Source organism: Pseudomonas sp. PDM10, from assembly GCF_014852295.1.
Lineage (GTDB): Bacteria > Pseudomonadota > Gammaproteobacteria > Pseudomonadales > Pseudomonadaceae > Aquipseudomonas.
In genome coordinates this window covers 199,989-220,978 of record NZ_JACVBJ010000007.1, presented here as the reverse complement: position 1 = coordinate 220,978, position 20,990 = coordinate 199,989, and the positions used below count along the sequence as shown (strand labels likewise).

Annotated in this window: 24 protein-coding genes; 11 read left to right on the top strand and 13 right to left on the bottom strand. The window is 59.3% G+C overall.

Translation table 11 applies throughout. The features are described 5' to 3' along the window. Positions 1 to 40: 40 nt before the first annotated feature. The gene (locus tag IB252_RS24210; protein WP_008146183.1) at positions 41 to 1,714 is read right to left on the bottom strand and encodes a DEAD/DEAH box helicase; all 1,674 of its coding nucleotides are present in this window, start codon (positions 1,712 to 1,714) and stop codon (positions 41 to 43) included. A gap of 421 nt (positions 1,715 to 2,135) precedes the next feature. Here IB252_RS24210 and IB252_RS24205 point away from each other — a divergent pair, with 421 nt between their 5' ends. Beyond that, positions 2,136 to 2,927: a crotonase/enoyl-CoA hydratase family protein gene (locus IB252_RS24205; protein WP_192410503.1), complete on the top strand. Its 792-nt coding sequence runs from the start codon at positions 2,136 to 2,138 to the stop codon at positions 2,925 to 2,927. A 54-nt stretch (positions 2,928 to 2,981) separates the two neighbouring features. Here IB252_RS24205 and IB252_RS24200 read toward each other — a convergent pair whose 3' ends face one another. Further along, positions 2,982 to 3,737 carry a spermidine synthase gene (locus tag IB252_RS24200; protein WP_076027973.1) on the bottom strand — a complete coding sequence of 252 codons (756 nt, stop codon included), beginning with the start codon at positions 3,735 to 3,737 and terminating at the stop codon, positions 2,982 to 2,984. 149 nt (positions 3,738 to 3,886) lie between these two features. On the opposite strand from IB252_RS24200, the gene IB252_RS24195 reads away from it, so the two are divergent. Next, positions 3,887 to 5,233, top strand: a complete 1,347-nt coding sequence (locus IB252_RS24195) for a class II 3-deoxy-7-phosphoheptulonate synthase (RefSeq protein ID WP_056740344.1) — start codon at positions 3,887 to 3,889, stop codon at positions 5,231 to 5,233. 96 nt (positions 5,234 to 5,329) lie between these two features. Here the strand turns inward: IB252_RS24195 and IB252_RS24190 are convergent, their stop codons facing one another. Together IB252_RS24190 and IB252_RS24185 are read right to left on the bottom strand one after the other, a co-directional pair. Beyond that, positions 5,330 to 6,559, bottom strand: coding sequence for a winged helix-turn-helix domain-containing protein (locus IB252_RS24190; protein WP_192410502.1), 1,230 nt, complete (start codon positions 6,557 to 6,559; stop codon positions 5,330 to 5,332). Positions 6,560 to 6,623: 64 nt separating this feature from the next. After that, positions 6,624 to 6,839, bottom strand: a complete 216-nt coding sequence (locus tag IB252_RS24185; RefSeq protein WP_033057173.1) for a DUF1127 domain-containing protein — start codon at positions 6,837 to 6,839, stop codon at positions 6,624 to 6,626. A gap of 95 nt (positions 6,840 to 6,934) precedes the next feature. Between IB252_RS24185 and IB252_RS24180 the strand changes: the two genes are divergently transcribed. Beyond that, positions 6,935 to 7,789 (top strand): LysR substrate-binding domain-containing protein, encoded by an 855-nt coding sequence (locus IB252_RS24180; RefSeq protein ID WP_192410501.1) that lies wholly within the window; start codon positions 6,935 to 6,937, stop codon positions 7,787 to 7,789. Here IB252_RS24180 and IB252_RS24175 read toward each other — a convergent pair. Then, positions 7,779 to 8,528 carry a sulfite exporter TauE/SafE family protein gene (locus tag IB252_RS24175; RefSeq protein WP_111449022.1) on the bottom strand — a complete coding sequence of 250 codons (750 nt, stop codon included), beginning with the start codon at positions 8,526 to 8,528 and terminating at the stop codon, positions 7,779 to 7,781. The two genes, IB252_RS24180 and IB252_RS24175, sit on opposite strands and share 11 nt — an antisense overlap. A 112-nt stretch (positions 8,529 to 8,640) precedes the next feature. Here IB252_RS24175 and IB252_RS24170 point away from each other — a divergent pair, with 112 nt between their 5' ends. From IB252_RS24170 to IB252_RS24155, 4 genes are all read left to right on the top strand, one after another. After that, the gene (locus IB252_RS24170) at positions 8,641 to 9,597 is read left to right on the top strand and encodes a LysR family transcriptional regulator (protein WP_111449023.1); all 957 of its coding nucleotides are present in this window, start codon (positions 8,641 to 8,643) and stop codon (positions 9,595 to 9,597) included. 69 nt (positions 9,598 to 9,666) lie between these two features. After that, positions 9,667 to 10,128, top strand: coding sequence for a MarR family winged helix-turn-helix transcriptional regulator (locus IB252_RS24165; RefSeq protein WP_008146202.1), 462 nt, complete (start codon positions 9,667 to 9,669; stop codon positions 10,126 to 10,128). 352 nt (positions 10,129 to 10,480) lie between these two features. Then, complete coding sequence (locus tag IB252_RS24160; protein ID WP_074878341.1) at positions 10,481 to 10,900, top strand: organic hydroperoxide resistance protein; 420 nt, start codon at positions 10,481 to 10,483, stop codon at positions 10,898 to 10,900. Between the two features lie 34 nt (positions 10,901 to 10,934). Further along, positions 10,935 to 11,948, top strand: coding sequence for an alpha/beta hydrolase (locus tag IB252_RS24155; RefSeq protein ID WP_192410500.1), 1,014 nt, complete (start codon positions 10,935 to 10,937; stop codon positions 11,946 to 11,948). Between the two features lie 73 nt (positions 11,949 to 12,021). Here the strand turns inward: IB252_RS24155 and IB252_RS24150 are convergent, their stop codons facing one another. Next, positions 12,022 to 12,591 carry an elongation factor P gene (locus IB252_RS24150; protein ID WP_007899917.1) on the bottom strand — a complete coding sequence of 190 codons (570 nt, stop codon included), beginning with the start codon at positions 12,589 to 12,591 and terminating at the stop codon, positions 12,022 to 12,024. Positions 12,592 to 12,639: 48 nt separating this feature from the next. After that, entirely contained in the window at positions 12,640 to 13,797 is a 1,158-nt protein-coding gene (earP, locus tag IB252_RS24145) for an elongation factor P maturation arginine rhamnosyltransferase EarP (RefSeq protein WP_192410499.1), read from the bottom strand. A 124-nt stretch (positions 13,798 to 13,921) separates the two neighbouring features. Here earP and IB252_RS24140 point away from each other — a divergent pair, with 124 nt between their 5' ends. Together IB252_RS24140 and IB252_RS24135 are read left to right on the top strand one after the other, a co-directional pair. Next, entirely contained in the window at positions 13,922 to 14,332 is a 411-nt protein-coding gene (locus IB252_RS24140) for a hypothetical protein (RefSeq protein WP_192410498.1), read from the top strand. Positions 14,333 to 14,346: 14 nt separating this feature from the next. Beyond that, positions 14,347 to 14,829: a GreA/GreB family elongation factor gene (locus tag IB252_RS24135; RefSeq protein ID WP_056740335.1), complete on the top strand. Its 483-nt coding sequence runs from the start codon at positions 14,347 to 14,349 to the stop codon at positions 14,827 to 14,829. A gap of 9 nt (positions 14,830 to 14,838) precedes the next feature. Here the strand turns inward: IB252_RS24135 and cysB are convergent, their stop codons facing one another. The 5 genes from cysB to IB252_RS24110 form a co-directional block, all read right to left on the bottom strand. After that, complete coding sequence (cysB, locus tag IB252_RS24130; protein WP_008148549.1) at positions 14,839 to 15,813, bottom strand: HTH-type transcriptional regulator CysB; 975 nt, start codon at positions 15,811 to 15,813, stop codon at positions 14,839 to 14,841. 148 nt (positions 15,814 to 15,961) lie between these two features. Beyond that, positions 15,962 to 16,465 carry a universal stress protein gene (locus tag IB252_RS24125; protein ID WP_008148547.1) on the bottom strand — a complete coding sequence of 168 codons (504 nt, stop codon included), beginning with the start codon at positions 16,463 to 16,465 and terminating at the stop codon, positions 15,962 to 15,964. A 94-nt stretch (positions 16,466 to 16,559) separates the two neighbouring features. Further along, a complete protein-coding gene (locus IB252_RS24120; protein ID WP_008148545.1) occupies positions 16,560 to 17,465 on the bottom strand; it encodes a 5'-nucleotidase in 906 nt (301 codons plus the stop codon). Positions 17,466 to 17,490: 25 nt separating this feature from the next. Beyond that, positions 17,491 to 18,447, bottom strand: a complete 957-nt coding sequence (locus IB252_RS24115) for a putative 2-dehydropantoate 2-reductase (protein ID WP_192410497.1) — start codon at positions 18,445 to 18,447, stop codon at positions 17,491 to 17,493. Continuing rightward, positions 18,444 to 18,830 (bottom strand): thioredoxin family protein, encoded by a 387-nt coding sequence (locus IB252_RS24110; RefSeq protein WP_134099230.1) that lies wholly within the window; start codon positions 18,828 to 18,830, stop codon positions 18,444 to 18,446. Before IB252_RS24110 ends, IB252_RS24115 begins: the two co-directional genes overlap by 4 nt. Here IB252_RS24110 and IB252_RS24105 point away from each other — a divergent pair. Together IB252_RS24105 and IB252_RS24100 are read left to right on the top strand one after the other, a co-directional pair. After that, a complete protein-coding gene (locus tag IB252_RS24105; RefSeq protein WP_111449031.1) occupies positions 18,829 to 19,272 on the top strand; it encodes a PilZ domain-containing protein in 444 nt (147 codons plus the stop codon). The two genes, IB252_RS24110 and IB252_RS24105, sit on opposite strands and share 2 nt — an antisense overlap. Positions 19,273 to 19,454: 182 nt before the next feature. Then, on the top strand, positions 19,455 to 20,531 hold the full coding sequence (locus IB252_RS24100; protein ID WP_056740324.1) for a 3-deoxy-7-phosphoheptulonate synthase: 1,077 nt from the start codon (positions 19,455 to 19,457) through the stop codon (positions 20,529 to 20,531). Positions 20,532 to 20,602: 71 nt separating this feature from the next. Here the strand turns inward: IB252_RS24100 and IB252_RS24095 are convergent, their stop codons facing one another. Beyond that, on the bottom strand, positions 20,603 to 20,890 hold the full coding sequence (locus IB252_RS24095) for a GNAT family N-acetyltransferase (RefSeq protein WP_008057026.1): 288 nt from the start codon (positions 20,888 to 20,890) through the stop codon (positions 20,603 to 20,605). Between the last annotated feature and the right edge of the window lie 100 nt (positions 20,891 to 20,990).

Sequence of the window (20,990 nt, the reverse complement as noted above, 5' to 3'; positions counted from 1 at the left end):
CGGGGATTTTTTATGTTCGATCAATCAGCCCGAGAGCGGATCAATCTTCGCGATAGCGACGCAGCTTCAATTGCTTACCAGCAACGCGAGTGTCCTTCAGCTTGGTCAGCAGACGCTCCAGACCATCTTCCGGCAGCTCAACGAGGCTGAAGCTGTCACGCACCTGGATGCGACCGATTGCTTCGCGAGCCAGACCACCCTCATTGAGGATAGCGCCCAGCAGGTTCTTGGCAGCGATACCATCACGCGCACCCAGCGCGGTACGGCAACGAGCACGACCTTCGGCCAATGGAACCGGAGCACGACGCTCACGATCACCACGGTCCGGACGATCACCGGTACGCTCTGGACGATCGCCACGCGGTGCGTTGTTCGGCACCAGTGGACGTTCTTTCTCGATGGCTGCCAGGGTCAACGCCTGAGCGTTGGTTGCCTTGCGCAGCAGAGCAGCGGCCAGTGCACGCGGGGTGCAACCGATGTCGGCAGTCAGGCGATCCAGCAGATCACCGTGAGTCGATTCGGCATCAGCGACCAGCGGCGACAGGCTGTTGGTCAGTTTCTTGATGCGGGCATCGAGAACAGCCTGAGCGTCCGGCAGGCGAACTTCGGCAACTTTCTGACCGGTTACACGCTCGATCACTTGCAGCATGCGGCGCTCACGCGGAGTCACCAGCAGCAGTGCACGACCTTCGCGACCGGCACGGCCGGTACGGCCGATACGGTGAACGTAGGACTCTGGATCGTACGGCATGTCAACGTTGAACACGTGAGTGATGCGCGGAACGTCCAGACCACGAGCAGCAACGTCGGTCGCCACAACGATGTCCAGACGGCCATCCTTGAGGGATTCGATCACGCGCTCACGTTGGTTCTGAGCAATGTCACCGTTCAGCGCAGCGGCTTTGTAGCCTTTGGCTTCCAGGGCACTGGCCAGGTCCAGGGTCGCTTGCTTGGTGCGCACGAACATGATCAGGGCATCGAAGTCTTCAACTTCCAGCAGGCTCAATACAGCCGAGGTCTTCTGGTCAGCGTGAACCAACAGGTGAGCCTGTTCGATCGCGGTAACGGTCTGAGTCTTGGTCTGGATCTTCACGTGTTGCGGATCGCGCAGATGGCGCTCGGCAATGGCACGGATCGACTGCGGCAAGGTAGCCGAGAACAATACGGTCTGACGGGTTGGAGGCAAGGCCTTGAAGATAACTTCGAGGTCGTCCATGAAACCCAGTTTGAGCATTTCGTCCGCTTCGTCGAGAACCAGGTGGTTCACGGTCGACAGAACTTTTTCGTCGCGACGCAGGTGGTCGCACAGACGGCCCGGAGTGGCGACAACGATCTGTGCGCCATTACGGATTGCTTTCAGTTGTGGACCCATAGGGGCGCCGCCGTAAACGGCCACAACGGTAACGCCCGGCATTTGCTTGGCGTAGGTTTCGAAAGCGGTTGCTACTTGCAGCGCCAACTCACGGGTTGGCGCCAGGATCAGGGCTTGCGGCTCGCGCTTAGCAGGATCGATGCGATGCAGGATCGGCAGGGCGAACGCGGCGGTTTTACCCGTACCGGTTTGCGCCTGACCAATCATGTCGTGACCGGCCATGATGATCGGGATCGATTGCTGCTGAATAGCCGAAGGCTCTTCGTAGCCAGTCGCAATGACGGCTGCAAGAATATTCGGATTAAGATTAAAAGCGGCGAAGCCGCCGGTTTCCTGGGTCATGGGTCTGCCTCTAAGTGCATCCGCAAAGACCCATGCTCCAAAGCTGCGCATGCCGTGTAAGACTCAAGAGTCGCCCTGGCTGCTTTGTCGGCGGGGATTTGCGAAAACGAATGAATGAAAAAGATTCGTCAAGGGAGAGTCCGCTGTGCGGACGTGCAGCCGAAGCTGACTTCGGGGAATTGCGCTACCTAAACGCGGCCCGGTTAAAGGCCGGCGCGCACTATACCGGAATTCGCTCAAAAAGGGAGCTTTATTTGTCGGAAAACTGCCGTTTACAGCGTTCTGTCACACGCTTTGCAGACAATCGGGCAACAGTCTATTTTTCAAAGGCCCAGCCCTGCTGACGATCACGCTAAAACGGTTCACCCTTGTGACGCAGACCTGCCGTCTGACACCTCCTTCCCGCCCGAGGAAATGCACCATGAATCAGCCCTGCTCCAGTCGTGTGAGCCGTGAACGGCACGGTCATGTCCTGATGATCGGCCTGGATCGAGTGGCCAAACGCAACGCCTTCGATCTCGACCTGCTCAACGAACTGAGCCTGGCCTATGGCGAGTTCGAGGCCGACAGTGAAGCGCGGGTGGCGGTGGTGTTCGGCCATGGTGAGCATTTCACCGCAGGGCTCGACCTGGTCAGCGCCAGCGCGGCCCTGGCTGACGGCTGGCAGGCACCGCCCGGCGGCTGCGATCCGTGGGGGGTGTTCGCCGGCCCCAGAGTGAGCAAACCGGTGATTGTCGCCGCGCAAGGCTACTGCCTGACCATTGGTATCGAATTGATGCTGGCCGCCGATATCAACCTGTGCGCCAGCAACACCCGCTTCGCCCAGAAAGAAGTGCAACGCGGGCTCTTCCCGTTCGGCGGTGCCACGTTGCGCCTGCATCAGGTCGCTGGCTGGGGCAATGCCATGCGCTGGCTGCTGACCGGCGATGAGTTCGATGCCCATGAGGCGTTGCACCTGGGGTTGGTGCAGGAAGTCATGGCCAGCGAGGACCTGCTGCCACGGGCGATGGCGTTGGCTGAGCGGATTGCCCGGCAGGCGCCGCTTGGGGTTCAGGCGACGTTGATGTCAGCAAGGCAGGCGCGTTATGAAGGGGAAACAGCGGCGGCTCAGGCATTGCCACCGATGGTGAAGAGGTTGCTGACCAGCGAGGATGCCAAGGAAGGCGTGCGGTCGATGATCGAGAAGCGACCCGCCGTTTTCAAAGGCTGCTGACTGCCCACCTGTGGTGAGGGGATTTATCCCCTCACCACAGTACCTCGCGAGCCTTCACGTCGCCGGGCGGATTGCCTTGATCAACGACTGCAACGAATACCCCAACCGCGGCGCCAGCCCTTCGGCGCGGGCGATCAAGCCGTCCATGTCCAGTTCCTGATCCAGCTCCGAAGGCACGAGCAGAATCACATTGCCCTCCTTCACCGGCAGTTCCCAGTAATGCCGGTGATAGAGCCCGCGAAATAATGCGGCGCCCAACGGTTTGCCATCATCGGTGGCCCACTGATTGATCACCAGCCAACCACCCGGGTTCAGGCGTTTCTGACAGTTTTCCAGGAAATTCCACGCCAGATGCCCGACACCCGGCCCGACATCGGTATAGAGGTCGACAAAAATCAGATCCGCCGGCTCAGCGGTATCGAGCAGCTCCAGCGCATCGCCCACCCGGATATACAGCCGCGGATCGTCATCCAGCCCAAGGTATTCAATGGCCAGGCGCGGCACGTCAGGGCGCAGCTCGATGGCTTCGACGTCTTCCAGCGGCAAGAACTTGAGGCAGGCCTGGGTCAGTGTGCCGGCACCGAGGCCGAGGAACAGCGCGGTTTCCGGCTGCTCGTGGCACAACGCGCCAATCAGCATCGCCCGGGTGTAATCGTATTCGAGCCAGCTCGGGTCAGCCGTGAACACGCAGCTCTGTTCGATGGCATCACCGAACTCGAGAAAACGGTAATCGGCCACTTCCAGCACGCGAATCACGCCGAACTCATCCTGTACCTCGGCGAGCAGATGCTCGACGCGCTCCTCAGTCATTTCGTATCCTGATCGTCGCCGTGCCCGGCAACGTACTAAAACCGCGGAGTGGCGCGGCAAAAGCGCGATTGTCCGCGAAGCGACGGGAACAGGTCACGCACTAATTGCTGATAACATGACCGTCCGAGCGTAAAACACTAGAGACCGTGATGAGCCAACCCTGGAGCCCTGACAGCTGGCGCGCCCTGCCGATCCAGCAACAACCCCAATACCCCGACGCGGCGCATTTGCTGCACGTCGAGCAAACGCTGGCCAGTTATCCGCCGCTGGTGTTTGCCGGTGAAGCCCGGGAGTTGCGCCGTCAGTTTGCCGAAGTGACCCAGGGCCGCGCGTTTCTGCTGCAGGGCGGCGATTGTGCCGAAAGCTTCGCCGAGTTCTCCGCCGCGAAAATCCGCGACACCTTTAAAGTCCTGCTGCAAATGGCGATCGTCATGACCTTCGCCGCCGGTTGCCCGGTGGTCAAGGTCGGACGCATGGCCGGGCAGTTCGCCAAGCCGCGTTCGGCCAACGATGAAACCATCGACGGCGTCACCTTGCCGGCCTACCGTGGCGACATCGTCAACGGCATCGGCTTCGACGAAAAAAGCCGCGTGCCGGACCCGGAGCGCTTGCTCCAGTCCTACCACCAGTCCACCGCGACCCTGAACCTGTTGCGCGCCTTCGCCCAGGGCGGTTTTGCCGACCTGCATCAGGTGCACAAGTGGAACCTGGACTTCATCGCCAACTCGGCACTGGCCGAGAAGTACAGCCATCTGGCCGATCGCATCGATGAAACCCTGGCGTTCATGCGCGCCTGCGGCATGGACAGCTCGCCGCAACTGCGCGAAACCAGTTTTTTCACCGCCCATGAAGCGCTGTTGCTGAACTACGAAGAAGCCTTCGTGCGTCGCGACAGCCTGACCAACGATTACTACGATTGCTCGGCGCACATGCTGTGGATCGGCGACCGCACCCGTCAGCTCGACGGCGCTCACGTCGAGTTCCTGCGGGGCGTGAACAATCCAATCGGGGTCAAAGTCGGCCCGAGCATGAACCCCGAAGACCTGATTCGCCTGATCGATGTGCTCAACCCGGACAACGATCCGGGCCGTCTGAACCTGATTGCGCGGATGGGTGCGAACAAGGTCGGCGACCATCTGCCGCAACTGATCCGTGCCGTGCAGCGCGAAGGCAAGCAGGTGCTGTGGAGTTCCGATCCGATGCACGGCAACACCATCAAGGCCAGCAGTGGCTACAAGACCCGCGACTTTGCGCAGATTCTTGGTGAGGTGAAGCAGTTCTTCCAGGTTCACGAAGCGGAAGGCACGTATGCCGGCGGCATCCACATTGAGATGACCGGGCAGAATGTCACTGAGTGCATTGGTGGCGCGCGGCCGATTACCGAAGACGGGTTGTCGGATCGGTATCACACCCATTGCGACCCGCGGATGAATGCCGATCAGTCGCTGGAATTGGCATTTTTGATTGCTGAAACCCTGAAACAAGTCCGCCGCTAAATCGCGTTAAGCCCATCGCGGGCAAGCCTTGCTCCTACAGGATCTTTGTCGCTCATAGAACCTGTAGGAGCAAAGCTTGCTCGCGATGGTGTCAGCTCAATCACCACTGAACTGTGTCAATGCCACCCGCAACCGCGCCGCACTCGCCCGCGGGCAATTCAACTGAACCCGCTCAAGCCCCAGCCAATCCGCCATTCGCCGCAGATTGACCGCCAACGCCAGCATCCCCTCGTCATCCAGCCCCGGCTCTTCCTCATGCACAGCGTGCACCGCCAGCCTGCCCTGCGCCCGCTCGGCGCGCAGATCCACCCGCGCGGCAATCCGTTCATTGTGCAAAAACGGCAATACGTAATAGCCGTAGACCCGCTTGTCCTGCGGCGTATAGATCTCCAACCGATAGCGAAAATCGAACAGACGCTCGGTGCGACTGCGCTCCCAGATCAGTGAGTCGAAGGGTGAAAGCAAGGCGCTGGCCTCGACCTTGCGCGGCACTTTCGGCTCAGGCAGACAATAGGCCGGTTGCCGCCAGCCCTGGACTTCACACGCCAGCAATTCACCCGCCTCCACCAGTTCCGTCAAACGCGGGCGGGCATCACCGGGACTCAGGCGAAAGTAATCGCGCAGGTCTTTTTCTGTTCCGACGCCCAACGCTGTCGCGGCATGCAGCAACAGGCCGCGCTGGGCCTCGGCCTCACTCAGCAGCGGCTGCGCAAGAATCGCCGAAGGAATCACCCGCTCCGGCAGATCATAAAGCCGCTCGAACCCGCGCCGCCCGGCCACGGTCACTTCACCGGCGGCGAACAACCATTCCAGCGCATGCTTTTCCGCGCTCCAGTCCCACCAGGGCCCTGCCCGTTCCTGACGGGTCGACAGGCTGCCGGCACCCAGGGCGCCCAGTTCCTGAACCGAGGCCAGCACCCGGCGAATCGTGTCCTGCTGCTCACGACCGAAACGTGCCAGTTGCTGGTAGATATCCTCGCCACGGGTCGCGCGCAGCATGCGCCAGCGCATCAACGGGTACATCGACAAGGGCAGCAACGAGGCTTCATGCCCCCAATATTCGAAGAGCGTGCGCCGCCGGCCCGAACTCCAGGCAGCCTGGTCGAGCAAGTCGGATGAGTAATTGCCGAGGCGGGAAAACAAGGGAAGGTAGTGCGAACGCACCAATGCATTGACCGAATCGATCTGCAGAATACCCAGCCGCTCGATCAGACGATTGAGCTGAACCGGTTTGATCGCCGCTGGCGGCTGACGCCCGTTGAACCCTTGGGCGGCCAGCGCCAGACGCCGAGCCTGTTTGATGGAAAAGGACAGTGTTGCGCGCATGAGCATCTCCTTGTCTGCTCGCAACCTACCTCACCAGAAGACGGTTTGTGTAGTTGTGTATGACTCATTTGTGCATCGGGTCATTCCAAAACGGTTTGACCGACTCGAACTCCACATCCGCACGACTCATGCCGATGTCCTTCAGTGCTTCATCGCTCAGACTCGCCAACAACTCGCGCTCCCGGTGAAGTTCGTACCAGCGACTGAATTTGTGCAGCAGATCGGATACCAGGTGGATCGAGTGCTTTTCTACTGCGGGATATTCATGTTGACCTTTCATCTTGTTGCCCTCCGTTTGGATGGCTCAAGTGTCGCGCCGGGGCTAAGATCAATCCAACGAATGTTTCTTATGTAATACATCTCGGAGATTGATGAATGTCCGCCTTCCCAAGTATCGACACCGAAGTGCTGCGCACCTTTGTCGCCATCGCCGACCAGGGCGGCTTTACCCGCGCCGGCGAATTGGTCAATCGCACTCAGTCCGCCGTTAGCATGCAGATGAAGCGGCTGGAAGAGGATGTGTTGCAGCGTCAATTGTTCCAGCGCGATGGGCGGCAGGTGCGGCTGACGGCGGAGGGCCAGGTGTTGCTCGGCTATGCCCGGCGCATCCTCAAGCTGCACAGCGAGGTGTTCAACACCTTGCGCGAGCCGCACATGGTCGGCATGGTGCGCATCGGAACGCCGGACGATTACGTGATGCGTTTTTTACCGGGGATTTTGCGGCGATTTGCCCAGACGTATCCGCTGATCCAGATCGAGGTGCACTGCGAATCATCAAAACAATTGCTGCTGCGCCAGGACCTGGACTTGACCATCGTCACCCGCGAGCCGGGCAATGAAATCGGCCAGTTACTGCGCAAAGAGCATTTTGTCTGGGCCGAGGCGCAATGTTTCAGCGCCCACGAGCAAACGCCGTTGCCATTGGCGATGTTCAACAGTGATTGTTTCTGCCGCTTATGGGCCTGCAATGCGCTGGACGCCATGGGTCGCGATTACCGCGTGGCGTACAACAGCGACAGCCTGTCGGCGATCATGGCGGTGGTCAGCGCCGGACTGGCTGTCACCGCCCAACTCGAAAGCCTGATCATGCCCGACATGCGCATTCTCGGTGAAGCCGAAGACCTGCCGATCCTGCCCGAGGCCAGCATCATGCTGGTGCGCAACCTGCACAACCCGTCGCCGATCACTGAGTGCCTGGCCGAGCACATTGTCGAAGGCTTCAAACTTTAAGGGCGAGCATCACCGCGCAGAACACCAGAAAGCCACAGAACAACCCGCGCAGCAGTCGCTCCGGCAGTGCGTGGGCGATCCTCACGCCCCAACTGATGCTCATCAGACCGCCAACTGCCAAGGGCAAGCCGATCATCCAGTCCACCTGATGATGCACCGCGTAAGTCACTAGTGTGACGCCAGTACTCGGCAATGCCAGCGCCAGCGACAACCCCTGCGCAACCACCTGACTGGTGCCGAACAGACTGGTCAGCACTGGCGTTGCGACCACCGCCCCGCCCACGCCAAACAACCCGCCCATGGTGCCGGAGGCGGCGCCGAGCACGCCCAGCCATGGCCATGAGTAATTCATCTGCGCAGATACTGGTGCGTTGGCACAGAACATTCGCACCAGGTTGTAGGCCGACAGCGCTATCAGGAACGCGACAAATCCGACGCGCATGGTTTGCGCATCAATGCCCACCGCCCAGATCGAACCAATCCAGGCAAAACAGAACCCCATCGAGGCCAATGGCAGCGCGTGGCGCAATTCAATGCGATTACGCTGGTGATAACGCCACAGCGCCAGCATCACGTTAGGCACCACCATCACCAGCGCCGTACCTTGGGCAATCTGCTGATCGAGGCCGAACAACACGCCCAGCAACGGAATCGCGATCAAACCACCGCCAATGCCGAATAACCCACCGAGGGTTCCCAGGGCAGCACCAAACACCAGGTACATCAAAAACTCAATCACAGGCGATTTTCCCTTCACGTCAGGCTATTCATCCTACGCAGTCGGCGCTGGCGGGGAAACGCACAGCAACGCACAATGGCTGTGCTAACTTCGCACAAGCGCAGACGACACCATGAACCCCAATCAATTGACCGAACAACTGGGTCTGTTCCTCGACGTGCTGGAAACCGGCAGTTTTTCCGCCGCGTCCCGCCGCCACCCGCTGACCCCTTCGGCAGTGGCCCGGCGCATCGACAGCCTGGAAAACGCCGTCGGCAGCCAGTTGTTCATTCGCAGCACCCACGCCGTGCGCGCTACCCCGGCGGGTTTGGCGTTTGCCGAGCGCGCGCGACGGATCGTGGCTGAACTGCGGCTGGCTCGGGCTGAGGCGGTATCCTTGAGCAGCGCACCGGAAGGCTTGATTCGGATCGACGCACCGGCCGCATTCGGACGGCGACATCTGGCGCCGGTGATTGCCGACTTTCTGATGCTCTACCCCGGCCTCGATGTGCAGTTGCACCTGATCGACAGTTTCGTCGACATGCAGGGTTTGAATTTGGGCAAGGTCGATCTGGTGCTGCGCGCCGGGCAAATGGCCGATACCCGGCTGGTGGCCACGCCGCTGGCGAGCATGGTGCGCATCGCCTGTGCCAGCCCCGGGTATTTGCAACGGCGTGGTGTACCGACCGATCCGGCGCAGCTGATTGAGCATGATGGCCTCGACTGGGATGGCCTGGCTCCGCCGTTCGCCTGGCGTTTCGAGCGGGACGGGCAGTTGCACTTGCACCGCCCTGCGCGCATCCGCATGAGTGCCAACAATGCCGAGGCTTTGGTTTGCGGCGCATTGGCCGGGTTGGGTATCGCGCACTTGCCCACCTGGTTGACCAGCGAATACCTGTTACGCGGTGAACTGCTTCCGCTGTTCTGCGAACACGGCCTGCCACCCCCGGAAACGACCGGTATTTATGCCTTGCGTCTTGAACAACAACCCAATCCCCGCAGCCGCTTATTGCTGGAATACCTGAAGACCCGCTTCAGCCCGATCCCGCCGTGGGATCTGGCGCTGCAAAGTACCCTCGACCGGCACTAGGCTAGAATTGTCTGGTGCATTAAAGATTCGCCCGCTAGATTTATGACGATCACTGATCAAGGCTTCGAAATGACCACCGAGCGCAACACCCCGGATAACTGCGACGACCTGCTGCTGGATAATCAGGCCTGCTTCGCCCTGCATTCCACCTCGCTGCTGATGACCAAGGTCTACAAGCCGCTGTTGCAAGCACTGGGCCTTACCTATCCGCAATACCTGGCGATGATGGTGTTGTGGGAACAGGACGGTTTGACCGTAGGCGAAATCAGCACGCGCCTGCTGACCGATCCTGGCTCACTGACGCCCTTGCTCAAACGCCTGGAAGTCGAAGGTTTACTCAGCCGCACCCGCAGTCGTGAAGACGAACGAGTGGTGATTGTCGAACTCACGGAACAGGGTCGCGCCTTGCGGGAGCAGGCCCGCGGTATTCCCCGGTGCATCCTCGGCGCCAGCGGGATGACCCTGGAGAGACTGCAGAAGCTGCAAGCGGAGCTGCAAGCGCTGCGCAGTAATCTGCAGAACAGCCTCTAATCTCCAAACCACCCCCCCATCCCCCTGTGGGAGTGAGCCTGCTCGCGATAGCGGTAGGTCAGTCAACGTTGAAGTGACTGATCCACCGCTATCGCGAGCAGGCTCACTCCCACATATGTTTTTGGTGGTGTGCTTCAAATCTTATTCGCCATCCAGTCAAAAAAATTCCTCGCTGAAAATCCTGCGACAACAGCTCTAGCTCAACACATCCAATCTACGCCCGCCCCTCAAGCCAAAACCTTTTCAAAAATTTATCTTGCGCACTAAATATTCGCGAGCTACATTTATCTCGCACTTACTTAGCGCGCAAACATTTAGCGCAAAACATCCAACTCCGAATGAGGCTCACACCATGCAAACTCTCTACACCGCTATCGCAACCTCCACCGGCGGCCGCGACGGTCGTGCTGTTTCCAGCGACAACATCCTCGACGTCAAACTCGCCACACCCAAAGAACTCGGGGGTGCTGGCGGTGCAGCGACCAACCCTGAGCAACTGTTCGCGGCCGGTTACTCTGCATGCTTCATCGGCGCGCTGAAATTCGTGGCCAGCCAGACCAAGCGCAAAATCCCGGACGACGCTTCGATCACCGCCCATGTCGGCATCGGCCAGATCCCTGGCGGTTTCGGCCTGGACATCGACCTGCACGTCAGCTTGCCGGGTCTTGAACAAGCCGATGCACAAAGCCTGGTCGACGCCGCACACCAGGTCTGCCCGTACTCCAACGCCACCCGTGGCAACGTCGATGTGCGCCTGCACGTTACCGTCTAACCGCTGATTCCCAGGCCCGAACCAGGAAACGAACATGCGCACCTTCAGTAAAGTCTTGACCGGTACCCTTCTCGCCTTGTCCATCCACAGCGCGTTCGCGGGCGACGGGGTTGAACACAACACCCAAGCGTTCCTCGACGTTCTGAATGCCGGCAACGGCAAACCGATGGAACAACTCACCCCTAAAGAAGCCCGCGCCGTGCTGGTCGGTGCGCAGGCCGGGGTAAAACTGACGCTGCCAAAAGCCGATGTCAGCGAGAAGACCATTCAAGTCGACGGCCAACCGCTCAGCCTGACCATCGTCCGGCCGGCCGGGGTCAAAGGTGAGTTGCCCGTGTTCATGTTCTTCCACGGCGGCGGCTGGGTGCTGGGGGATTTCCCGACCCATGAGCGCCTGGTTCGGGATTTGGTAGTGGGTTCGGGGGCGGCAGCTGTCTTCGTCAACTACACGCCTTCGCCGGAAGCGCATTACCCGGTGGCGATCAACCAGGCTTACGACGCAACCCAATGGGTGGCCGAGCACGGTAAAGAGATCAACGTCGACGGCAAGCGTCTGGCCGTGGCCGGCAACAGCGTCGGCGGCAACATGGCGGCAGTGGTTGCGCTGATGGCCAAAGATAAAGGCACGCCGACGATCAGGTTCCAGGTGCTGCTGTGGCCAGTGACTGACGCCAGCTTCGAGACGGCGTCTTACAACCAGTTTGCCGAGGGGCACTTCCTCACCAAAAACATGATGAAGTGGTTCTGGGACAACTACACCACCGACGCCAAACAGCGTAACGAGATCTACGCCTCGCCGCTGCGAGCGACCACCGCGCAACTCAAGGGTCTGCCACCTGCACTGGTGCAAACAGCCGGCGCCGACGTGTTGCGCGATGAAGGCGAAGCCTACGCCCGCAAACTCGACGAGGCTGGGGTGCCGGTCACCGCCGTGCGCTACAACGGCATGATCCACGACTACGGTTTGCTTAACGTGGTTAGCCAGGTGCCAGCGGTGCGTTCGGCGATGCTTCAAGCGTCCGAAGAGCTCAAGCAACACCTGAAATAAAGCAAAAGATCTTGATCTTCGGCCACAAAAAAGCCCGACTCAATGGTCGGGCTTTTCATTCCTGAAGCAGTGCTTATTTAGCACGGCCTTTGTAGGAACCGCCTTCGCGGGTATCGATCTCGATCATGTCGCCGATTTCGATGAAGTCAGCAACCGACAGCTCGGTACCGTTCTTCAGTTTGGCAGGCTTCATCACCTTGCCGGAAGTGTCGCCGCGAGCGGAACCTTCGGTGTAGTCAACCTGACGCACGATAGTGGTCGGCAGTTCTACGGAAACCAGACGCTCTTCGAAGAAGATCGCTTCGCAAACATCGGTCATGCCTTCTTCAACGAAAGGCAGAACGGCTTCGATGTCTTCAGCGTTCAGCTCGTACATGGTGTAGTCGGTGGTGTCCATGAACGTGTAGGAGTCGCCGCTGATGAAGGACAGGGTCGCTTCTTTACGGTCGAGGATTACGTCGTCCAGTTTGTCGTCGGCGCTGTAAACGATCTCGGTCTTGTAACCGGTCAGCAGGTTTTTCAGCTTGGTCTTCATGATCGCGCTGTTACGACCCGACTTGGTGAATTCAGCTTTCTGAACCAGCCAAGGATCGTTTTCGAGACGGATAACCATCCCGGGTTTCAGTTCTTTACCAGTTTTCATTGCGAGTATCCGAATTTGGATGGGGTTTACAAAAATCTAGGCCGCGTATCATATCCAATTTAGGTAAAACTGTACCAGCGCTGCGGCAAGATCCGCCTGCAAAGCCTGTTCCAGACACCACGCTTCGGCGTGTTTTTGCAGTTCTGGCCAGTGTTTTCGGGTCAATTGCCAGTGCCCGGTCATATTGTCACCCGCATTCCACGCCCGCCAAAGACCGCTGATCGCCTCGCGGGCAGGCTCGGACAAGCCTTTGGTGTACAGCGCGAGGAAGGCGTCGAGCTTGTCCAGATGGATGTCTTCGTCCTGCTGATAGATGTGCCAGAGCAGCGGCCGGCCCGCCCATTGAGCGCGGACAAAGGAGTCTTCACCGCGCACGGCATTGAAATCGCAGCACCAGAGCAGGTGATCGTATTGATCCTGTCGGACGAACGGCAGCACTTGCACGGTCAATTCGCCGCGCACATGCACCGCGCCGGCCACCAGACCGTCCACACCGAGCCAACGTTCGACATCCCCAAGAATCCTGCCTTCCGGCACCAGCAGATGCGTGGGCGTCGAGTCGGCAGCCATTGCCTCGAGCCAGCTGGCCAGCCCGTTATTTTCGTAGGCAAACAGCGAGATCAACTGCGCACCTTGCGCACGATCAATCCCTAAGCCTTGCAGGAATTCTCGCTGAGCCTCGGGATTTTGCTGAAACTGCTGACGACGCTCAAGCAATCCGCTTTCACGCAGCAAGCCCCCGGTGCCCTTCTGAAACCCCGGAAAGAAGAAGAATTTTTGTACGCTCTTGTATTTCACCGACGGCAAGCCGTGGCAGCCGACGACCCAGTCCTCGGCACTCAGATAGTCGAGATTCATCCACAGCGGCGGCTTTTCCCGCTCGGCCATGGCGTCCATGTAAGCACTCGGCAATTGGCAGGCGAACGCGGCAATCACCACATCAGCGGCTTCAGTGGGCTGCCAGTCGGTCGTCCACTGCCGCACCTCAACGCCCTGCTGCCATTGCTGTGAGGCGTTGATATCAATTTGCGGACACAAGCGCTCGAAGGCCCGCAGATCATCGACCCACAAACGCACCGCCACCGAATGTTCGGCCACCAGTTGTCGGGCCAGACGCCAGGTCACGCCGATGTCACCAAAGTTGTCGACCACCGCGCAGAAAATATCCCAGCGCCAGCAGTTTTTTACTTGAGGCATTTCAGGCATTCCAGGCTCCCGTTGGCAAAGGCGCCGATTGTCCTCATAAATTACCCCGTGCAGAAGAGCCGACGGCGATTAATCTTCATGCGACAATCGCCACTTGCCCGCGACCACCCGCCAGGAGGCAGCCATGCCCTACCGTCCCAACCCGCGCCGCCCGTTGCCGATCCAGCTCAGCGCCTTGCAATTGACCGGCAGCATTGCGCTGGGTGTCTGGCTGGGGTTTATCGCTATCGCGCTGACATGCTGGCTCGCCTCTCGACTGTTGTTCAGCGAACAGCTGGCGCCCGTGGCCGAGGCAGTGCAGCAACTGGCCAAACCACCGGTGGTGGTGCAACCGGCGCCGGCCATTGCGCCGCAGAGCCCATTGTTTGAACAGTATGAAGAGAACCTGCGCAAGAACGAACAGCAGCAAAGGCTTGATCAGGCGCGCAGCAGCAACCGCAATCTATCGAACCCCAAATGCCAGTTCTGGTTGCAACAGGACCAGACTGCACCGAGCGAAAAAAGCCGCGCCAACGTCCAGCAATTCTGCGATTGATCAAGAAGCTCTCTATGCACAAGCCGACCGTCCACCAACTGATTCTCGACAAGCTGCGGATCGACCTCGACATCGCCGAGCGTGCCGCACAAACCGCTTACGAAACCGCGACCCACGAAGAAAACATCGCCGAGAACAAGTACGACACGCTGGGTCTGGAGGCGTCTTATCTGGCAGCCGGGCAGGCCAAACGGGTGGAAGAAATCCGGCAGTCACTGACGCTTTGCCAAAACCTGACGCTGCGACCTTACGACGATCAGCGTGGTATCGAAGTCGGCGCCCTGCTCGGCCTGGAAGATGAAAAGGGTCGTGAGCAATGGTTGTTTCTGGCCCCCGACGCGGCGGGTTTGAAGGTCGATCTGGTGGGGCAATGGATTACCGTCATCACCCCCCGCTCACCGCTGGGTAAAAGCCTGCTGGGCAAGTTCGAAGGGGACGAGGTGGAGATTCTGGTGGCGGGTGCTCGGCAACAGTTTTCTGTTACCGAGGTGGTCTGACGCGGGAGATTAATGCACCGGCAGTTCGACGCCGTCGAACAGCTCTTCCAGTTCCTGCTTGTTGTGGCACTGGATGGCCTTGGCCATGACTTCGCGGGTCAGGTGCGGGGCGAACTTCTCGATGAAGTCGCACATGAAGCCACGCAGGAACGTGCCGCGACGGAAACCGATTTTAGTAATGCTGGACTCGAACAAGTCGCTGGCATCAAGCATGACCAGGTCGCTATCGAGTTTGGCATCGACCGCCATTTTCGCCACGATCCCCACGCCCAGGCCCAGACGAACGTACGTCTTGATCACGTCGGCGTCGGCGGCGGTGAACACCACTTTCGGCGTCAGGCCGCGATGGCTGAACGCTTCGTCGAGCTTCGAACGGCCGGTGAAACCGAACACGTACGTCACGATCGGGTATTCAGCCAGGGCTTCCAGGGTCAGCTTCGACAGTTTGGTCAGTGGGTGGCCCTGAGGCACGACCACGCAGCGGTTCCAGCGATAGCACGGCATCATCACCAGATCACCGAACAGCTCCAGCGCTTCGGTGGCGATGGCGAAATCCACGGTGCCGTCAGCGGCCATTTCAGCGATCTGCATCGGCGAACCCTGGTGCATGTGCAGGGCAACGTCCGGGTATTGCTTGATGAAATTGCTGATCACCGGTGGCAACGCATAACGCGCCTGGGTGTGCGTGGTGGCGATCGACAGGGTGCCTTTCTTCTCGTTGGAGAATTCCTGGGCAATCTGCTTGATGCTTTCAACCTTGCGCAGGATCTCGCCGGCGGTGGTGATAATGCGCTCGCCGGCCGGAGTGACGCGGGTCAGATGCTTGCCGCTGCGGGCGAAAACCTCAACCCCCAATTCGTCTTCCAGCAGACGGATCTGCTTACTGATGCCCGGTTGCGACGTGTAAAGGCTTTGGGCTGTAGCGGAAACGTTGAGGTCGTGGTGCGCCACTTCCCAGATGTAGCGCAGTTGTTGAAGCTTCATATGAATCCCTCAAAGCAGGTAGACGCCACGGGCATCAGCGACGGTATATAACTATATTAATGGTTTGAAGAATAAATCTAGAACTTTTTTGTCAAACTGCCACTATTCGTGTTCTGGTGTCCTGCCTCATGAATGCGAGGCAGGAACACTAACGATCCCCTTGGCGACGACGTTCCACCAGCGGCACCAGATAGACCGGCACCCGAGACAGTTGCAGCACCCGCGCTGCGGTCCGGCCCAAAGGCGTTTCGGCGCCAGCACCATGGCTATGACTACCTACGATCAACAAATCCACGGAGAGTTTCTGCGCCTGATCGAGAATCACCTGTGACGGATCGCCCTGAAGCACCCGTACTGCTTTGATCCGCTCCAGGTCCTGCTCCCCTTCATCCCCCAATTCTTCACGAAAGCTGTCGAGCACCCGCTGCTCGATATTGGCAATCACCGTATTCAGGCCCTGACTGTGAAACTCGTTCAACGACTGCTCATCGAGGTAACTCTGAAGCACCGACTCGGCGAACAGCCCCATCGGTTCAACGGCGTGCACCACGTAGAGATCGGCATTGAATGTGCGCGCCAGCGCCAAGGCATGCTGCATCACCAAAGGTGCATACAGGCCGAGGTCAGTGGCATACAGCATCGAATGAATCATATGACCTCCTCGAGTGCCGACATGGCGGAGATTGATTCAGCTTAGCAGTGCCTTGGCGAGTACGACGTTTCGCGTAACGCATTGAACCGTGGGCTTAAACCTTTTGCTCGTTGCTTATGCCATGGGGCACGTGACCGGTGGCGACCACCTCGCGAGCCAACTCGCAATGACCGGCCTGATCGTCGAAAAACACGTCGGCGGCAAAGGCTTCAAGAAACGCCGACTTGGTCAGGCCGCCGAGAAACAACGACTCGTCCAGTCGAATGTCCCATTCGCGCAAGGTACGGATCACTCGTTCATGGGCTGGCGCCGACCGCGCGGTTACCAGCGCGGTGCGGATCGGACAGGCGTCTTCCGGGAACTCGCGCTGCAACAGATTGAGGGCGGCGAGGAAGCCTTTGAAAGGCCCACCGCGCAGGGGTTCGCGGGCAGCTTCACGCTCGCTGGCCTGAAACGCTTCCAGACCGCCGGACTGATAGACGCGCTCCGATTCGTCGGAAAACAGCACCGCGTCACCATCGAAGGCAATGCGCAACTCATCACTGGCCGCACGGCTGGCACCACCCGACAGAATGGTCGCGGCGGCGAACCCGGCATCCAGTGCGCTGCGCACATCTTCGGCATGCGTCGAGAGAAAAAGGTCGCAGCCAAACGCCTTCAGGTACGGGTAAGGACTGCGCCCACCGACAAACGCCGCGCGGGAAATCGCCAGGCCATAGTGGTGGATCGAATTGAAAACACGCAGGCCGGTGTCGGCACTGTTGCGCGACACCAGGATCACCTCGACCCGGGCGCGGCCAAGGCTGGTGTTCAGGTTGAGGAGTTTTTGTACCAACGGAAATGCATCGCCGGGCTCGAGGATTTCGTCTTCGTGTTCGATCTGATATTGCCGATAGGCTTCGACGCCGCTCGACAGATAGACCTTGTGGCTTTCGCTCAGGTCGAACAGCGCACGCGAAGAAATCGCCAGCACCAGTTTGTCGTCGATAGTCTTTGCCATGCCCTTCCCCCTCAGGTTGATCGACTCAGGTATTACGTCGATCGATAAAACTCAAACTGCGATACAAGGCTTCGATTCGCGGCAACTCGCACCCTGCGGCCTCGGCTGCCGCCAGTGGCCGGGCGTAAATCGCCTCCAGTTCAAGCGGTCGTTTGTGCAGAAAATCGTGGTACATGCTTGGCCAATAGTCCGGCATTTTCTCGGTCACCCTGAACAGATGATCGGCATAACCGGCCGGTACATCGTGACCGCAGGCGATTGCTCCCTGAACCACTTCAGCCATCAGCGCCTTGATCAGTTCCCGACTGTCGGCATCGGCCATCAATGGCGTGGTGCTGGCCCCGAGCAGAACCGACAGACCGTTGTAAGGGATATTCCAGACCAGTTTTTGCCAGCGCGCCTGATGCAGGTTCGCCATGGCCTGGGAGTCGATGCCGGCGGCGCGGAACAGCCCGGCGCCCTCCTCGACAATCACCATGCGCGCCTGCTGATCGGCTGCAGGGCCACTGTGATAGCCAACATTCACCGCGCCGAGCGCCTGATGGGTGATGACGCCAGGTCCATCGCGATGAACGCAGATATAGCAGAGCCCACCGAGCACGTGCAGCGAATCGGGGAGCAACGCTCGCAGACTGTCTTCAACGTCCAGGCCGTTTTGCATCAGCAGCACTTTCGCATCGGGGGCGGCGGCTTGAATGATCGTCGGTGCCAGTTGTGCGTTACTGGTGGTTTTCGCGCCCACCAGCAACCAGTCACAGGGCGGCATGTCTTCGGCATTCGAATAGGCCTGAACCGGATTCAATGTCAGCGCACCGTGCACCGCACTGTCGAGCTGCAACCCGCGCTCGGCCACCGCCGAAAACTCACTGCGCAACAGAAAATGCACATCGAAACCGGCACGCGCCAGCATCAACCCATAGAAACCGCCGATCGCGCCGGTTCCGATAATACCGATTGTCGGTTTGGTTACTGCCCCCATCATGGCAACTCCTCTGCAATTCGACTCAGCGCCTGAGCCACGGCGGCATTGAGCTCGGTGCGGGTCAGGCGCGATTTTAGTGCCCCGAAGAATTCACCGTCGCGCACCACAAACAGCGCCGGCAAATAAAAAACCTGATAACGCTCGACCACCCCGCCATTGTTCCCGGCATCGATCCAGCACAGCCGATCGACGTCCAGCTCGAGTCGAGGCAATTGCTCACGGGCAAAACGGCAACTGGCGCAGCCGACGCTGGTGAAAATGACCAGCGACACACCGCTCATCGCCAGCAGCCGTTGGTCGGCGTCGAAATCAGTCAGTTCCAATTCGACCACTATACTGGGTGGAACAATGTCAGATGGCCGACACATGGAGTCCGTGTTCATGGGACGTTTTATTCCTCACCCTGACGATGTGCCCGTCGAATTAACGTTGCTCAAACCTGAGTGTATTTCACGGCAACAGCTGCACACTATCAGCCTCGGGGGCATGGCTTGCAATTATCACCGGGCGTGGCGCCACGGTACGGCGCTGGAAGTGCGCATGCCGACCTTGAACCCCGACATGCGTTTTCTGGGCTATGTAGCCTGGTGCCTGCGACGCAAACGCGGCTATCTGGTAGGCATCGCCTTTGTTGACGAACAGATGATGTTCAGTGCCCGGATGGGCGAGCAGGTGTGCCAGATCGAACATTACTGCCGCCAGCATGACGCGCATGACGATCTGCAGGAAACTCAGGCCCTGGCCCTCGAATGGGTCCAGGAACATGCCGACGAGTTCTCTCACGAGACGGTTCGCAGGGCATTTACGCGGGTTGTGCTGGATTAGCAGGAGCATCCTCAATGGCTTTCCCCGCGCAAACTAATTGAGAATGCCCCTTAAACCGGTGTCTGCCCATTGTCGAGCCACGGTGTAACGCGCTAAGGTTCTGCTCCCCGACGCGCTTAATTTGCTGTGCTCCGCCGCGCGGGTTCGCTGGCGGCCGGCACCCGTGACCTGACGAGTAAACGATGGCTGATTTACCGATCAACGACCTAAACGTCGCTTCCAACGAGACGCTGATCACTCCCGATCAGCTCAAGCGTGATATTCCTCTGAGCGACGCTGCCCTGCGCACCGTCACCAAGGGCCGCGAAGTCATTCGCAACATTCTTGATGGTACTGACCACCGCCTGTTTGTTGTCATCGGGCCTTGCTCGATCCACGACATCAAGGCTGCCCACGAATACGCCGAGCGCCTGAAGGCGCTTGCGGCCGAAGTGTCCGATACCCTGTATCTGGTCATGCGCGTGTATTTCGAGAAGCCACGCACCACCGTCGGCTGGAAAGGTTTGATCAACGATCCGTACCTGGACGACTCCTTCAAGATTCAGGACGGTCTGCACATCGGTCGTCAATTGTTGCTGGACCTGGCCGAGATGGGCCTGCCGACCGCAACTGAAGCCCTCGACCCGATCTCCCCGCAATACTTGCAGGACCTGATCAGCTGGTCGGCCATCGGTGCGCGCACCACCGAATCCCAGACTCACCGTGAAATGGCCTCCGGCCTGTCCTCGGCAGTCGGTTTCAAGAACGGCACCGACGGCGGCTTGACGGTCGCTATCAACGCCCTGCAATCGGTTTCCAGCCCTCACCGCTTCCTGGGTATCAACCAGGAAGGTGGCGTGTCGATCGTCACCACCAAGGGCAATGCCTACGGTCACGTGGTACTGCGCGGTGGCAACGGCAAGCCGAACTACGATTCGGTCAGCGTCGCGCTCTGCGAGCAAGCGCTGAACAAAGCCAAGATCAAGCCGAACATCATGGTCGATTGCAGCCACGCCAACTCCAACAAGGACCCGGCCCTGCAACCGCTGGTGATGGAGAACGTCGCCAACCAGATCCTCGAAGGCAACCAGTCGATCATCGGCCTGATGGTCGAAAGTCACCTGAACTGGGGCTGCCAGGCGATCCCGAAAGACCTCGCCGACCTGCAATATGGCGTGTCGATCACCGATGCCTGCATCGACTGGAGCGCCACCGAAAACACCTTGCGCAGCATGCATGCCAAGCTCAAGGACGTGCTGCCGAAACGCGATCGCAGCTGATCACTTTTCGCCGCACAAAAAAAACGCCGGGTTAACCCGGCGTTTTTTTATGCGTTCGATTCTTTGAAAGGTTACTGGCTCAGCTTGGCTGCATGCCGCTGGTGGCGCTCCATGTAGCGTTCCACGTAGGAACACGATGGAATGACGGTGTAACCCATTTCTTCAGCGTACTCCAACGCCTTCTCGGTCAAGGCTGCCGCAATACCGCGCCCACGCAGCGCGTTGGGCACAAAGGTGCGATAGATATCCAGGGTCTGTTTCCCCAGATCCATATAGGTCAGGTAGGCACGATGACCGTCCACATTGGTCTCGAACTGATGACCAGCCTGGTCATGGTGGATGGACAACGCCTCGCTCATCACTACTCCTCGCGGGTCTGGAATTCTGACCCCTACCTTACCGATGTTTTTCCGGCGAAGGAACATCTACGCCACCCCGTGCCTGAATGGACACCGAGAA